Annotated in this window: 12 protein-coding genes; 7 read left to right on the plus strand and 5 right to left on the minus strand. The window is 69.0% G+C overall.

Annotation, left to right across the window (positions count from 1 at the left end):
• The first annotated feature begins 76 nt into the window (after positions 1–76).
• Genes A5680_RS09035 through A5680_RS09045 form a run of 3 tightly spaced genes read left to right on the plus strand, consistent with a single transcriptional unit; the run spans position 77 to position 3,735 of the window.
• Positions 77–1,093: a chemotaxis protein CheB gene (locus tag A5680_RS09035; protein WP_067818453.1), complete on the plus strand. Its 1,017-nt coding sequence runs from the start codon at positions 77–79 to the stop codon at positions 1,091–1,093.
• Positions 1,086–1,844, plus strand: coding sequence for an STAS domain-containing protein (locus A5680_RS09040; RefSeq protein WP_067818556.1), 759 nt, complete (start codon positions 1,086–1,088; stop codon positions 1,842–1,844). The genes A5680_RS09035 and A5680_RS09040 overlap by 8 nt, the downstream gene beginning before the upstream one ends.
• A gap of 49 nt (positions 1,845–1,893) precedes the next feature.
• A complete protein-coding gene (locus A5680_RS09045; RefSeq protein WP_067818456.1) occupies positions 1,894–3,735 on the plus strand; it encodes a CheR family methyltransferase in 1,842 nt (613 codons plus the stop codon).
• 6 nt (positions 3,736–3,741) lie between these two features.
• Here the strand turns inward: A5680_RS09045 and A5680_RS09050 are convergent, their stop codons facing one another.
• On the minus strand, positions 3,742–4,596 hold the full coding sequence (locus A5680_RS09050) for a chemotaxis protein CheB (protein WP_231977597.1): 855 nt from the start codon (positions 4,594–4,596) through the stop codon (positions 3,742–3,744).
• 151 nt (positions 4,597–4,747) lie between these two features.
• On the opposite strand from A5680_RS09050, the gene A5680_RS09055 reads away from it, so the two are divergent.
• The 3 genes from A5680_RS09055 (at position 4,748) to A5680_RS09065 (ending at position 7,838) form a co-directional block, all read left to right on the plus strand.
• Positions 4,748–5,923 carry a glycosyltransferase gene (locus A5680_RS09055; protein WP_067818459.1) on the plus strand — a complete coding sequence of 392 codons (1,176 nt, stop codon included), beginning with the start codon at positions 4,748–4,750 and terminating at the stop codon, positions 5,921–5,923.
• A gap of 40 nt (positions 5,924–5,963) precedes the next feature.
• On the plus strand, positions 5,964–7,064 hold the full coding sequence (locus tag A5680_RS09060) for a helix-turn-helix transcriptional regulator (protein ID WP_067818462.1): 1,101 nt from the start codon (positions 5,964–5,966) through the stop codon (positions 7,062–7,064).
• A gap of 261 nt (positions 7,065–7,325) precedes the next feature.
• Positions 7,326–7,838, plus strand: a complete 513-nt coding sequence (locus A5680_RS09065; protein ID WP_082970318.1) for an STAS domain-containing protein — start codon at positions 7,326–7,328, stop codon at positions 7,836–7,838.
• Here A5680_RS09065 and A5680_RS09070 read toward each other — a convergent pair.
• On the minus strand, positions 7,835–9,196 hold the full coding sequence (locus A5680_RS09070; protein WP_369827639.1) for a flavin monoamine oxidase family protein: 1,362 nt from the start codon (positions 9,194–9,196) through the stop codon (positions 7,835–7,837). The two genes, A5680_RS09065 and A5680_RS09070, sit on opposite strands and share 4 nt — an antisense overlap.
• A 119-nt stretch (positions 9,197–9,315) precedes the next feature.
• On the opposite strand from A5680_RS09070, the gene A5680_RS09075 reads away from it, so the two are divergent.
• Complete coding sequence (locus A5680_RS09075) at positions 9,316–10,272, plus strand: alpha/beta fold hydrolase (RefSeq protein ID WP_067818465.1); 957 nt, start codon at positions 9,316–9,318, stop codon at positions 10,270–10,272.
• Here the strand turns inward: A5680_RS09075 and A5680_RS09080 are convergent.
• From A5680_RS09080 to A5680_RS09090, 3 genes are all read right to left on the minus strand, one after another.
• Positions 10,267–11,613, minus strand: coding sequence for a flavin monoamine oxidase family protein (locus A5680_RS09080; protein ID WP_067818568.1), 1,347 nt, complete (start codon positions 11,611–11,613; stop codon positions 10,267–10,269). The genes A5680_RS09075 and A5680_RS09080 overlap by 6 nt on opposite strands.
• A 119-nt stretch (positions 11,614–11,732) precedes the next feature.
• Positions 11,733–12,848 (minus strand): hypothetical protein, encoded by a 1,116-nt coding sequence (locus tag A5680_RS09085; RefSeq protein WP_067818468.1) that lies wholly within the window; start codon positions 12,846–12,848, stop codon positions 11,733–11,735.
• Positions 12,848–13,999, minus strand: a complete 1,152-nt coding sequence (locus A5680_RS09090) for a phosphotransferase family protein (RefSeq protein WP_067818571.1) — start codon at positions 13,997–13,999, stop codon at positions 12,848–12,850. The genes A5680_RS09085 and A5680_RS09090 overlap by 1 nt, the downstream gene beginning before the upstream one ends.
• Positions 14,000–14,047 lie beyond the last annotated feature (48 nt).

The raw sequence follows: 14,047 nt of genomic DNA on the forward strand, positions 1-14,047 counted from the left end.
CATCAGATGGCATGGCGCCAACGCCTATCCCTGCGGGAGCGGGTTACTTACGATTGAGGCGGGTAGTCGAGGGGCAGTGTTCACAGCAAGCAGCGAAAACAATGATCTGCGCGGCGTGGTGGCGATCGGCGCCTCGGCGGGCGGGGTGGAGGCGCTGTCGAAGGTGGCGGGGGGATTGTCGCCGGACGTGCCCTACGCCTACCTGGTGACCCTGCACGTCCCGGCCGGCGCGCCTAGCATCCTGGCCCGCATCCTGAACCGGAGCGGCCCGCTGCCCGCCGTCGCGGCCGAACACGGTGGCGAGCTCGAACCCGCGCACATCTACGTCGCCCGTCCGGATCGCCACCTGCTCGTCGACGACCACCACGTGGTGCTGGCCCAGGGGCCGACCGAGAACGGGCACCGGCCCGCGATCAACGCGCTGTTCCGTTCGGTCGCGCTGGCCTACGGGCCCATGGCGATCGGCGTCCTGCTCTCGGGCGTGCTCGACGACGGGGTGCTGGGGCTGGCCGCGATCCGCGCGCGGGGCGGCACCACGATCGGCCAGACGCCCGAGGACGCGCTGTTCCCCGCGATGCCGATGAACGCGCGTGAGGCCGGCGTGCTGGATCGGCAGGCCGCGGCGGCCGAGATCGGCGCCGTTCTCAAAGAACTGTCGCACCGCGAACTAGAGGATCCGGGAATGGAGCGCGACACCGCAATGGAACTGGAGAACCGCATCGCCATGGCGTCGCGATTCTCGACCGATTTCGACACCCAGCAACTGGGCACGCCGTCGGGCTACACCTGCCCGGATTGCAACGGCTCGCTGGTCGCCATCAGCGAGGGCAACTTCCGCTGCCAGGTCGGTCACGCCTGGACCGCCGAGGCCCTCCTCGGCGCGCGGGATACCGAAGTCGAGGGCGCGCTCTGGGTCGCCGTCCGAAGCCTGCAAGAGAAGGCGCGGTTGGCCCGTCAGATGGCGGACAGGGTAGGCCCCGGTCGACTCGAGCGGCGTTACACCGAGCTGGCCGACGAAACCGAACGGGCGCTGCAAGTGCTCAGCGACCGGCTGGCGGACAACGCCCCGCACGGCGGTGAACCCGGTGGCTGAGCGACCGTCGGCGGTCCGCGTCGACACCGAAGCGCAACGGGACGTGCCGATCCTGGCGGTGGACGGGGTGCTCGACAGCTTCACCTATCGAAGCCTCCGCGACACCGTGATCAAGGCGGCCCTCGACGAGCCACGCGCGGTGATCGTCGACGTGGACCGGCTTGCCGTGCCGGCGTCCTCCGCGTGGACGGTTTTCACCAGCGCTCGCTGGCACGTCGGCATCTGGCCGGACATCCCGATACTGCTCGTGTGCGCGAAGCCCGAGGCGAGGCGGGCCATCGTCGCGGGCGGCGTGGCCCGCTATGTGCCGGTCTACGCCAGCCGCGAGGCGGCACTGGAAGCCGCGCTCAGCCGGTCGTTGGAAATGCGGCGTCGGGCGCGCGCGGAGCTGCCGCACACGCGAGGCAGCCTCGGCCTGGCCCGCGCGGTCGTCACCGATTGGCTGACCGAATGGGACTGCCGCGAGGTCATCCCCGTCGCCTCCACGGTCGCCACCGTCTTCGTCGAGAACGTCCTCGACCACACCGAGAGCGCACCGGTGCTGCTGATCGAAAGTTACCGGGACGCCGTGACTGTCGCGGTCGAGGACGGCAGTGACCGCCTGCCCAGCCGCCACGAGGATGCCGATCGGGGCGCCGAGATCGTCTCCGGTCTGGCCATCGTCTCCGCACTGTGCCGGGTGTGGGGCAGCACCCCGACCTCGACGGGCAAGACGGTGTGGGCATTGGTCGGTCGCGAGAATGAATTCTGACCGTCGCGAGTAGTGTTCAAGTCCTTCGACCACGCTTGATGGGACCTGGATGGACGGCACGACCGACGAGGCCTTCGAGGCGCTGTTGCGCTACATGCGCGATTCCCGCGGCTTCGACTTCACCGGCTACAAGCGCACATCGCTGATGCGGCGCGTCCGTCATCGAATGGACCAGGCGGGTTTCACCTCTTTCGAGGAATACCTCGACTTCTTGCAGGCCAGTTCCGACGAATTCGCCGCGCTCTTCAACACCATCCTGATCAACGTCACCGCTTTCTTCCGCGACCCGGAGGCGTGGGAATACGTCGGCTCCGAAGTCATCCCCCGGATGCTCGCCGAGCGGGGTCCCGGCGATCCGATCCGGGTGTGGAGCGCGGGATGTGCCTCCGGGGAGGAGGCCTACACGCTGGCCATGCTGCTGGCCGAGAACCTGGGTCCCGAGGCGTTCCGGCAGCGGGTCAAGATCTACGCCACCGACATCGACGAGGACGCGCTGTCCGAGGCGCGCGCGGCTTCCTACGACGCCAAGGCCGTCGAATCGGTGCCCGCCGACCTCTTGACGCGCTATTTCGAGCAAGTCAACGGCCGCTACGTCTTTCAGAAGGATCTGCGCCGCGCGGTGATCTTCGGCCGCAACGACTTGGTCAAGGATGCGCCGATCTCCCGCGTCGACCTGCTCGTGTGCCGCAACACGCTGATGTACCTCAACGCCGAGACGCAACGAAACGTGGTGGGGCGCCTGCATTTCGCCCTTGCCCCGCAGGGAACGCTGTTCCTCGGGCACGCCGAGATGCTGCTCAGCCACGGGGATCGGTTCACCCCGCTGAACCTGAAGCACCGAATCTTCCGCAAGGCGGTCGGAAGCCACACCGGCGTCGAGCGCTACGACCCCGCCGGCGCATTCTACGAACGCAACGTGGACCTGACGGGGTTGAGCACGGTGCGCGACTTGGCTTTTCGTGCCAGCCCGGTGGCACAGATCGTGATCACCGGCGAGGACACGGTCGCGATGATCAACCAGCAGGCCGAGACCCTGTTCGGGCTCTCGGCCCGCGACATCGGCCGGCTGCTGCGGGACCTGGAGGTGTCCTACCGCCCGGTGGAGCTGCGCGCCTACCTGGAGCAGGCCAAGGTGGAGCGCCGGTCGGCGCGCATCCAGGACGTCAAATGGCAACGGCCGGGCGCCGATACGGTGTGGTTCGAAATCCACATCAACCCGCTCGTCGATGCCGAAAACGGTCTGCTCGGTGTGTCGATCGTGTTCTTCGACGTCAGCGCGACGCGCGCCCTCCTGGACAAGGTGGTCCAGACCAACCGTCAGTTGGAAGCGGCGTACGAGGAGTTGCAGTCCACCAACGAGGAACTCGAGACCACCAACGAGGAACTTCAGTCCACCGTGGAGGAACTCGAGACCACCAACGAGGAATTGCAGTCCACCAACGAAGAACTCGAAACGATGAACGAGGAGCTGCAGTCCACCAACGACGAACTGCACACCATCAACGACATGTTGCGGGAACGCAGCCTCGAGTTGGACGACGCGAAGAACTTCCTGGATTCGCTCATCGATTCCGTCCGCATGGGAATGGTCGTCGTGGACCGCGAAATGACGGTGATCCTGTGGAACCGCGGCTGCGAGGAGCTTTGGGGCCTGCGGTCCGACGAGGCGACCGGCACCAGGCTGACGAGCTTGGACATCGGGCTGCCGCTGGAAGGCGTGCGGCCGCTGATCGGCAATGCGTTCGTGGATGCCGACAGCTTCGGTGAGACCGAAGTGGACGCGATCAACCGGCGCGGCCGGCCGACGCGGGTCCGCGTCACGTGCACGTCGTTTCGTTCCGGCGAGGGGACGGTCGGCGGAGCGCTCCTGCTCATGGAGGTGGTGAACTAGCCAGCCTCACCGTCCCCACCGCGCGGCCGCTTCCTCGGCCGCTTGGTGGGCCAACTGCGCCCGGCGCCGCGACTCCGCGGCCCGGAGTCGCGCCGTTGCCACGGTTTGGGCGGTGGCGCCGGATCCCGCCGACAGGTCTTTACGCCTGCGGCTGAGTTCGGCCGCGCGCAGCCCGGCGAGTTCGGCGCGGCCCGTCGGGTTGTTGACGATGTCGTCCTGTACCGGGATTGGGTCCGGATCGGGTTCTTCCACCCCCGGGTCCAACCGAACGCGGGTGTGGGGCGGCAGCGGCGCGCCCGCGACGATGCCGACCAGCACCCGGCCAATCTCCTGGATGGGCAACACCAGGTCGGCACCGGCGCGCGCCGCGGCCAACGGCATCGACGAGTACCGGGCGGTTTCGGGGCTCTCGGCGACGACGATGGCTCCCGCTCGCTTCATCGCCGCGGTGCCGCCGGCCCCGTCGTGACCGGAGCCCGACAACACCGCCGCCACGCTACGCGGCCCGTACGACCTGGCGACCGATCGGAGCAGCACGTCGAAGCGCCTTATCCCACGGACCTTCGCGAGGTGGCAGCGGCCGTCGGGGGCCAGTTCCATGTCCATGCCCGGCGGACAGACCACGGTCTGCCCGGGGACGAGGACGTGCCCGTCGTGCGCCCACCCGACCCCGCGTTCGGTCTGGCGGCAAAGGATCGCCGGCAACACGCTGTCGTGGTCGCCGAGGTGTTGCTGCACGACGATGGCGGCGGGGAGATCGGTAGGCAGATCACTCAAAACCGTCGACAGCGCGTGCAATCCACCCGCCGACGCCAGCAGGACTACCAGCTCGACTGGGGGGCGATGTGCGTCGCTCGCCACGCATTCAGTTTCGCAAATCCCCGGCCCGCGAGCGGGCCTGCTATCCGGAATGCGAAACGAGCGCGCGGTGTGCGAAGCCACCGGGGGCGCCGCAGTTTCGTGGATAACGGTCCGGGTACGCCACAGTAGTGACGACGCAAGGGGGTCGGCAGTGAGGATCGCGATCGTCAGCGGCGACGACATCGTCGGTGACGACCCGCAGCAACTCGCCGCCGCGCTCGCGTCCCGGGGCCATGCGGTCACCGCGTTCGTCCGGCGCAAGGGCCACCCGCCGGTGAACACCAGCGGCGCCCACCGCGCCTTGTCGGTGCCGGTTGGCCCCCGCGAGGCGAAGTCGCCATCGGACGTGCTGCCATATATCGGGGACTGGGCGGGGGCGCTCGCCCGCGAATGGGCAACCGACGCGCCCGACGTCGTGCACACCTATGGCTGGCTCGGCGGTTTGGCCGCCCAACTGGCCGCCCGGCGCCACGACGTGCCGACCGTCCAGAGTTTCCTGGGCCTGGCCGCCACCGATTCTCCCGGCGGAGCACCCCACGCCGACGCCGAACGGCTTCGCGTCGAACCGCTGCTGACGCGTAGCGCGATGTGGGTGACCGGCGAGAGCTCCGACGATGTCGACGCGTTGAGCCGATTGCGCCGCAGCCGCGCCAGGGTGTCCGTGTTGACCAGCGGCGTCGACGTCGAGCGATACACTTCGGATGGTCCGGCACTGTCCCGCACCCACCCGCATCGTGTTCTTTGCCTGGCGCCAAACCCTCTGCCGCACAACGGGTTTGACATCGTCATCAACGCCTTGCCAAGGGTTCCCGGCGCCGAGTTGGTGATTGCCGAAACCGATGCCACGAATCTGGATTACGACGGGGCACGCGTTCGGCTGCAACGCCTGGCCGCCGGGCTGAGGGTGGCGGACCGCGTCCGGTTCGCCGGAACCGTTGCCGGTGATGAGCTGCCGATGCTGCTGCGGTCCGCCGACGTGGTCGCGTGCACGCCCCGACAGCCACCGCGGGCGGCGGCGGCGCTACGGGCGATGGCCAGCGGCGTGGTGGTGGTGGCCTTCGGCATCGGCGTACTCAAGGACGCCGTGGTGGACAGCGTCACCGGGCTGGTGTTGTCGCCGCAAGCCCCTGGCGGACTGTCCGCTACCTTGAGAAGCCTCCTCGCGCAGGACTTTCAATGCCAGAGCATGGGCGCGGCGGGTCGCAGTCGCGCACTGTCCCGCTATGCCTGGGACCGCATCGCCCTGGACGCGCTCAACACTTATCAGCAGGTGGGAGCCCCGTCTTGGCCGCCGGAACGCTTGCGGTCGGCTGGCATGCGGTGCTGAAATTGATGACATCGTGCGAGGCCCTTCGGGTACGCCAACTATGACCACCGTGACGAGCGCAACCGAACACACCGGCTCCGGGCTGGTCGTTGAGGCGGCCGGCCCGCCGGCCGATGCGGGCCGAGTCGAGTGCGCCCCCGCCCAACCGCCCCCCTCGGGGGATCCGCTGCGGCGCGCTCGGGGATCGGCCATGGCGCGCCGGTACGACCAGTTCCGCACCATCGATGCCCAGGCCGCGCGGCAATTCTTTGCCAAGGCGTACCAGCCGGGCTGGCGCATCGCCGGCCTGACGGGTCGCTCGGCCGTCTCCCATCGGCGCTGTGAAGCGGGTTCGTTGACCGTCGACGACGTGAGCATCCAAGGACGCGTCGCGCTCGAGATCCCGGGGTCGGACACCGTCGCCGTCATCCAGCCCCGCGCGGGATCGATTAGCGTTGCCGGCGGGCCGCCCGCCACGGTCGACTTTCCCATCCTGGTCGCGCACGACATGCCGTGCCTGTTGCAGTGCAACGGGGCGCGGTTCGACGTGGTCAGCATCGGTGCGGACGTGCTGCAGAAGTTCGCCGCGGAGTGGCGGGCGCCGCTATCCCAGCAGATCCACTTCCTGGACTGGCGCCCACGCTCGCGCTCGGCTGTGCAGGCGTGGCATCGGGCGCTGGACTACGTGGCGTTGACGTTGGCCGCCCCGGAGACCGCCCAGCAGCCATTGATCGTGGCGGGGCTGGCTCCGCTGCTGGCCGGCGCGCTGCTGGGGTGCTACCCGTCCAACCTCACCGAGCAGGACCTGGCCAACGAGCCCGCGCTGCCCGAGACGCTCAAGGACGCCATATCGTTCATCCACCGGCACGCCGCCTCGGAAGTGGGCATCAACGACGTCGCGGGTGCGGTGCATCTCACACCCAGGGCGGTGCAGTACCTGTTCCGGCGCCAATTGGGCACCACGCCAACGGAATACATTCGCAGCGTTCGCCTCAGTCGCGCGCACCAGGAGCTGATCGCCGGGGCCCCGTCCAACACCACCGTCACCGAAATCGCCCAGCGGTGGGGCTTCGCGCACACCGGCCGGTTCGCGGTGCTCTATCGGCAGACGTACGGCCAGAGCCCGCACACCACCCTCCGGCACATGACGCCGCCGTCGTAGCGGCGACACGCCGCTGAGCCGCAGTTCAAAACGGACACGCCAGACTTATTTTGCGCACGCAGAATTGTATTGAAATCGCCTGGTTGAGCGCCGATTCCCGGTCCGGGGTCCGACCGTGCGAGGCGGCCTTAGCTCACATGTGTCGGCCGCAGCCGGTAGGCTCTAGTCAGGTTGAGTCCCCAGCTGCCGTTATCAACGGGCGCCATTCGGACACCGACGTCGCTCGCCCTGCACTCTCAAGCCTGAAGGGCGCACATCCCCATGACTGCTTTACCCGATCTCACTCCTGCTCGACATAGCACCGCGCTGCTCGGAGAACCGCGCAGCCGCTACGAAATCGATTGCGCCGCAGCGCAAATCAATGTCCACGCCCGCAGCACAGCCACCATTTTGCGCATCGTCGGTGAGGTGGACGCGTCCAACACCGGCCTGGTCACCGAGGCCATCCGCGGCTTCTCGCGGCTCAAGGCGCCGCTGATCCTCGACCTGACCGGCCTGGATTTCCTTGCCGGTTCGGGCCTTCGGGCGCTGCTGGTCCTCAACGAGGAGCACCGGAAAGCCCAGCTGCGGTGCTGGGTGGTCGGCGGCGCGGCGCTGCGCCGGCTGATGCGGGTGCTGCCCGATCACGGCCTGCCCATCGCCGAATCCGTCGAGGCGGCCCTTGCCCACATCGACGGCGCCACGACGGCGCGTCGCCGGTTGGTTTCGGGGTTGGCTCGCCAGCACGAACCGCAGCGCGATGCGTCCACGCGACTTCGCGGGCTGGCGTCCTAACGACCGAGGCGGCGCATCAACTGTTCGGCGGCGTAGCGGCCACTGGCGTAGGCGCCGTGCACCGTGGCCGGGTTGTTGACCCCGACCGCCTCGCCCGCCAGATACAGCCGGTCGCCGACGGGTTCAGTCAGCCTGCGCCGGTCGTCGAGACCGGATCCGGGGGCGTGAAAAGAGTAGGCGCCGCGCGCGTACGGGTCGGAGCTCCAGTTCGATGTCTTGACGTCGAGCGGCGAGACGTCGCCGAACAGGCGGCGCGCGATGGGCAGCGCGGCTTCGGTCAGATCGCGGGGCGGGGAAGATTCCACTGCCCGGGCGCGATCACCGGCGTTGAACGCCAACACGATTGGGCCGGCCGCCGAGGGCATGGTGAACCACTGGGCCCAGTCGCCGCCGTCGGCGGCGAGGTATAGATAGAAGGCGTTGTCCGCCGACCAGCCGCGCCGGTTGAAGCGGAAGAAGGTCTTGGACAGCACCCCGAAGCCCAGGGCGGCGATCGCCCGGTTGTGGCGCTCGGGGAGCGGCGGATCGAAGGCGATGGCACCGGCTTTCAGCACGCCCAGGGGCACCGTGACGATCGCGGCGGGCCCCTGAAACGACCGATCCTTGGTCCGGACTACGACGGCGTCGTCGTGTTGCGCGATCGCGGTCACCGGCGTGTTCAGTTCGATCTGCAGCCCGTTGGCAAGAAGCCTCGGCAGGGCGTCGTAGCCGTTCGTGACGGCGTCCTGGTCTCCGCCGCTGTAGTCACCCTCGTCAAACGTTATGGCGGACAATTGATCCGCGTCGGCGGCGAATTCGTCCTCGACCTCGGTCGTGAGGTAGAAGGCCAACTGGGCGCGCTCGGCGGCGGACAGGCCTTCGTCGGCGGCGGCGGCGTTGACGGCGGCGCCCAGGCTGCCGCCGTCGACCAGGTAGCGCGCCCGCTCGACGAACGCGCGCCACGGCGTCGGATCGTAGTCCAGCGGTGAGAGCTTGGGATCGATCACGAGCTTGGCCCAGCCGTAGTAGTCGGTCGTGACCAGCTCGGCCTGCGCTTGCCGGGCCAGATCCATCAGGGGGTTTTGCGACGTGCCGTGGATCCACGACGCGCCCATCTCCAGCGGGACGCCCCAGTCGCGGTCGGTGTGGACGCGCCCGCCCACGCGACCGCGGGCCTCGATGACCCGCACCGGCCAGCCCGCGTCGGTGAGGCTGCGGGCGGCGGACAGCCCGGCCATCCCGGCGCCGACGACCAGCACCGAGCGGGTGTCCGGCGGCGGCGGGTGCGCCGCCGGCGGGCGCTCGGGCGCACAGGCGGCCATCAGCCCGCCGCCGACCATGGCTGCGGTGATGAATTCCCGACGGGACATCGGGTACACGGGTGTTAGCGTCTCATGAGAACGTTTGCCGGAATTACCGAATCCGAACGGACCTTAGGGATAAACTTGCGACAGACCTTAACTGCGGCGACGGGGCCACGTTCGAGGGGGGAACGGCGATGAGTGCTCGACGATCGGCCCGCGCAGCCGACCCCTACCCCGACGAGTTGCCGCCCAGCCAGACGGTTGCCGTGCGGGCCACCGACGGCACCCGCCTGCACGCGGAGGTGTTCGGGCCGCCCGACGGCTATCCGATCGTCCTGACGCACGGCATCACCTGCGCCATCCGGGCCTGGGCATACCAGATCGCGGACCTGGCCAACGATTACCGCGTGATCGCCTTCGACCACCGCGGCCACGGCCGCAGTGGCATGCCTCGGCGCAACGGGTACAGCCTGAAACACCTTGCGTCCGACCTCAATTCGGTCATGGACGCGACGCTGGCGCCGCACGAGCGCGCCGTGCTGGCCGGCCATTCGATGGGCGGCATCACCATCGCCGCGTGGTCGGCGCGGTACCGGCACATGGTGCGCCGGCGCGCGGACGCCGTCGCGCTGATCAACACCACGACCGGTGATCTGGTCCGCAGGGTGCAGCTGCTGTCCGTGCCGCACGGGCTCTCGCCGGCCCGGGTGGTCGCGGCCCGCGCGCTGATCAACGCGTTCGGCGGGTTCCCGATCCCCACCGCCGCCCGCATCCCCAGTCGTCACCTGGTCGCGTTGCTCGCGGTGGGCCGGGACGCCGACCCGAGCGTCGCCAAAATCGTGCACCGGTTCTTCGAAGAGACCTCGCCGGCCGGGCGCGCCGGCTGCGCCAGGATGCTGGTCGCCGCGCTGGGGTCGCGCTACCTCGAGCTGGACGGCCTGACGGTGCCGACCCTGGTCATCGGCAGCGAACGCGACCGGCTCACCCCGATCAGCCAGGCCCGCAGGATCGCGAGCACCGCGCCCAACGTCATCGGCCTGGTCGAACTGCCCGGCGGGCACTGCTCGATGCTGGAACACCCGCGCGAGGTGAACCGCCACCTGCGCGCGCTCGCCGAATCGGTGACCCGGGACGTGCGGATCAGCTCATAGCAAGGCGGTGATTTCGGCGGCCGCGCGCTGACCCGACCGCACGGCGCCGTCGAGAAACCCGGTCCACTCGTCGGCGGTCTCCGTGCCGGCCCAGTGGATGGGGCCGACCGGCTCGCGCAGCCACGGCCCGAAACGCGTCCACGATCCGGGCGGCACCGCCGCCGTGGGACCGCCGGGCGCGAATTGTTCTGCGCCCCAACGATGATCGACGTAGTCCAGCGGTTTGAGCGCGTCGTCGCCGAACAGCGTCGCAAAGCAGCGCAAGGTTTCCTCGCGGCGCTGTTCGGGGGAGAGCGAGTCGAAGGCGCGCGCATCGACGAAGCCCATCAGGATGCCCGGGCCGTCGGCGTGCGGACTGACGTCGAAGGTGATGAAGACTGGCCCGGTGTCGGACAGGGCCTGGCCCGAGAACCCGTTGGAGCGCCAGAACGGCGTGGAATATGCCGCATAGGCCTTGCTGAGCCGGCCCTGCGGCCAATGCTGGGTGAGCTGGTGGTACTCGGCCGGCAGCGGGGGAGAGAACTCGATCGAGGCCCGGTGCGCGGGCGGCACGGCGACGACGACGAATCCAGCCTCGGCCTGGCCGACGTCGGTGGTGACGGTCACCCCGGCGCCGTGCCGGTCGATGCGGCGGACCGGCGCGCCCAGCACGACCCGGGTGCCGAGCTCGGCGGCCGCGGCCTCGGCGATCTGCTGAGTGCCGCCCGGAAAACGGTCCTGCTGGGCGCCGTTCTCGACGTCGAGCAGCCGGTCCAGGCCGCCGGCGGCGTGCGTGTAGCGGGCCGCGTGCAGCATCGACACGTCGTCGGGCTCGCACCCCCAGGTCACCCGGGACACGATCGCCAGCAGGTCGCGCGACGAGGCGGTGGCCCGCACCGAGCGCAGCCAGTCGCCGAGCGAGACGTCGTCGAGCTCGCGGGCCCGGCGCGCGTCCCATGGGGCCTGAAGCGGGACGCCGCGGGCGATCCGGTCGAATTGCCAACGCAGACGGCCGATGTCGAGCAGGCCCGTCAGCGAAAGCTTGGGGATGGTGCCGCGGTAGGAATGCGTCCAGCCGCGCCAGTGGATCACGTTCTTGCCGTCGTGATGGGTCGGGATGGTCGGGACGTCCAGCTCGGCCGCCAGCGCCAGAACGGCGTCCTGGGTCGGGCCGACGAAAGTGCCCCCCAGATCGGCAGGCAACCCCGCCACGCTCCCGGTGAACGACCGGCCGCCCACGCGGTCGCGGCCCTCGAACACCACCACGTCGTGGCCCTGGCGGGCCAGCTCGCGCGCCGCGGCAAGCCCCGCGAAGCCGGCGCCGACCACGACAACGTCGACAATCCAGGGGGGGTTTGGCACGCGCACCAGTCAACCGCACTTCTGGCGATTTCGTGTGGCGAATGCCTACACCCGCGAACGTCGATTCGTTGCGCGAGATGGCCCGAAAATCTCGGTACGAGTCGACGTTCGCGGGCTGCCTAGGGGGCGACCGTCAGCCAGTCGGCGAATCCGGACGGATCGTGGCGGCCCAGCGCGCCGTGCTCGTACAGGCCCCAGCCCTCCACCGGATCGCGGTCGCCGTCGCGGCACAGCGCGCGGCCGACGTGGTCGATCACGCCGAAGCCCGAGCGCGCGACGATCGCCGGATCGGTCATGTCGTAGGTCAGGCGCTCGACGAACTTTTCGCCCTTCCACATGCCGTGCAGCCAGTCCGAGTCGCCGCCGTAGCCGCCGCCGACGTGGATGGGCACCGGCAGCTTGGACTCCACATCGAAGTGCACCGGCGTCCCGTCGGGGGCCGTCGCGTCGATGGTCGCGCCGGTGGGGATGCGGGTGCCCGAGCGGTAGTGGATCGAAACGCGCGGCCACCCCAGCTGTTCGACGCGGCCGTCGCGCCACACCCGGGTGCAGTCGTTGAGCGAACGGAAGCCGTCGGGTGCCTCCTGGATGATCAGCACGATCGCGAACTCGTCGAACGCCATCGGCACGTAGAGCCACCACATGCCCTCGAACGGCGGGTCGGCGGGCCGGCCCGCCGGCTCGGGCTCGCCGATCGGCCGGATGCCCCAGGACCGGTCGCGGCTGCCCAGCCAGGTCGCGGGGTCGACGGCGATCTCCTCGCCGTCGATGGCGATGCGGCCGCTCCAGGAACCCAGCTGGGCGAACCGCTGCGCGTCCAGCGTCACCCGATTGCCCGACCGCATCAGATGCGGCTGTTCCTGCACGACGTCGAACAGGCCCTCCCAGGTGAGATCGGCTGCGATGCCCTCGGTTTCGTCGAGGACCAACCGCAGTTTGTGCAGCGGCTCGACCACCTCGATCCGGTAGCCGTTGACGTTCTGGTTCAGCCGGTCTTGGTCGATGGCGTCGGACAGGTGCACCGCCGTCTGCGTGTCCCCGCGCCGGACGAGGAAGAACGCGTCCTTGACGCCGAGGTTGGGGTAGTAGCCGATGCCGCTGATGACGAAGATGTTTCCGGTGCGGTCGTGCGCGTTGAAGTAGGAGCGGTCGTAGAAGTTGCGGTCCGAGGAACCCGGCCACGCGATGGGCTGCGGGATCTGATGTACCGGGAATTCGTCGAGCGGTCCGAGCATTAGTGGTCCTCTCCGGTCAGGCCTTCGCCGATCAAACGTCGCATCAACCCGGCGTGGTAGAACAGCGACTCGACATCGTCGGGCTTCTCGGTTTCGCCGAAGTGCACCCGGCGGGCTCCGGTGCGCATGAACACGCAGGCCCACATGACGCCCGAGTAGACGTAGAACCAGCGCAGGTCACCGACCTGCACGCCGGTCAGCCGCTGATAGGTCGCGCGGACGTCGTCTTCGCGCATCACCTCCGGCAGGCCGGGCAGCCCCGCCAGCCCGGTCAGTTCCTGAAACACCATGTGGGCGTAGATCATCCACGCCACATCGAGCTCGCGCGGCCCGAGCGTGACCATCTCCCAGTCCAGTACCGCCACCGGGGAGAAGTCGCGGTAGAGCACGTTGCCCACCCGGGCATCGCCCCAGAGCAGCACGGGCTCGCGCGCGTCCGGTTCGGCGGGCCAGTTGTCCTCCAACCAGGTGAAGGTCCGCTCCAGCAGCGGCGAGCGGCCGATGTCGGGCACGGCGAAGTCGTACCAGGACCGCACCCAGTTGAAGTGCCGGCGCAGGGCGGTGTCGCCGTCCTGCCCGTCGGACAGGAAGCCAAATGTCTTCTCGGCGTTGGGGATTGAATGCAACTTCGCGAGCACCCCGACGGTGGCGTCCTGCAGTTCGCGCTGGCGTTCGGCCGGGGCGTCGGCGAACCAGTTGTTGCCGAACGTGTAGGGCATGACATCCGGGGGCACCACGCCGTCGACGTAGTCCATCACGAAGAAGGGCGTGCCCAGCACCTCTCCGGTGGGCTCCAGCCAGCGCACCGGCGGGACGGGCACGTCGGTGAGTTCGCCGACTTTGCGGATGACCTCGAATTGGTGGTCGAGCCGATAGGTGGGAAAGACCTGGACGTCTTCGGCGGCGGGCGCCACCCTGGTCACGAGTTTCTGTTCGGTGCGCTTGCCGTTCTGCTGCCAGCGCGCGGTCAAGATGATGGTCTCCGACGACATGCCGGTCGAGTCGACGCCGCTCTCGACGGTCACCTCCGGCGCGGCGCCCGCGGGGAGCACGGTGGACAGCCATTTCGACATCACGGCGGGTAGCGTCGTGACGTCTCGGCTGGAGCGCTGAAGTCGGTCGACCTTGTCGAGCACGGGTTCGTTGGCCACGGGTGCCTCCATTCTTTGAGACTTGGTTCTCTTTGAGACGTTCCCTTT

The sequence above is a fragment of the Mycobacterium sp. E2989 genome, from assembly GCF_001667595.1.
Lineage (GTDB): Bacteria > Actinomycetota > Actinomycetes > Mycobacteriales > Mycobacteriaceae > Mycobacterium.

Coding starts and splice junctions, on each gene's coding strand:
- A5680_RS09060 (WP_067818462.1), top strand. CDS start 5,964: ATGACCACCGTGACGAGCGCAACCGAACACACCGGCTCCGGGCTGGTC.
- A5680_RS09065 (WP_082970318.1), top strand. CDS start 7,326: ATGACTGCTTTACCCGATCTCACTCCTGCTCGACATAGCACCGCGCTG.
- A5680_RS09045 (WP_067818456.1), top strand. CDS start 1,894: ATGGACGGCACGACCGACGAGGCCTTCGAGGCGCTGTTGCGCTACATG.
- A5680_RS09085 (WP_067818468.1), bottom strand. CDS start 12,848: ATGCTCGGACCGCTCGACGAATTCCCGGTACATCAGATCCCGCAGCCC.
- A5680_RS09075 (WP_067818465.1), top strand. CDS start 9,316: ATGAGTGCTCGACGATCGGCCCGCGCAGCCGACCCCTACCCCGACGAG.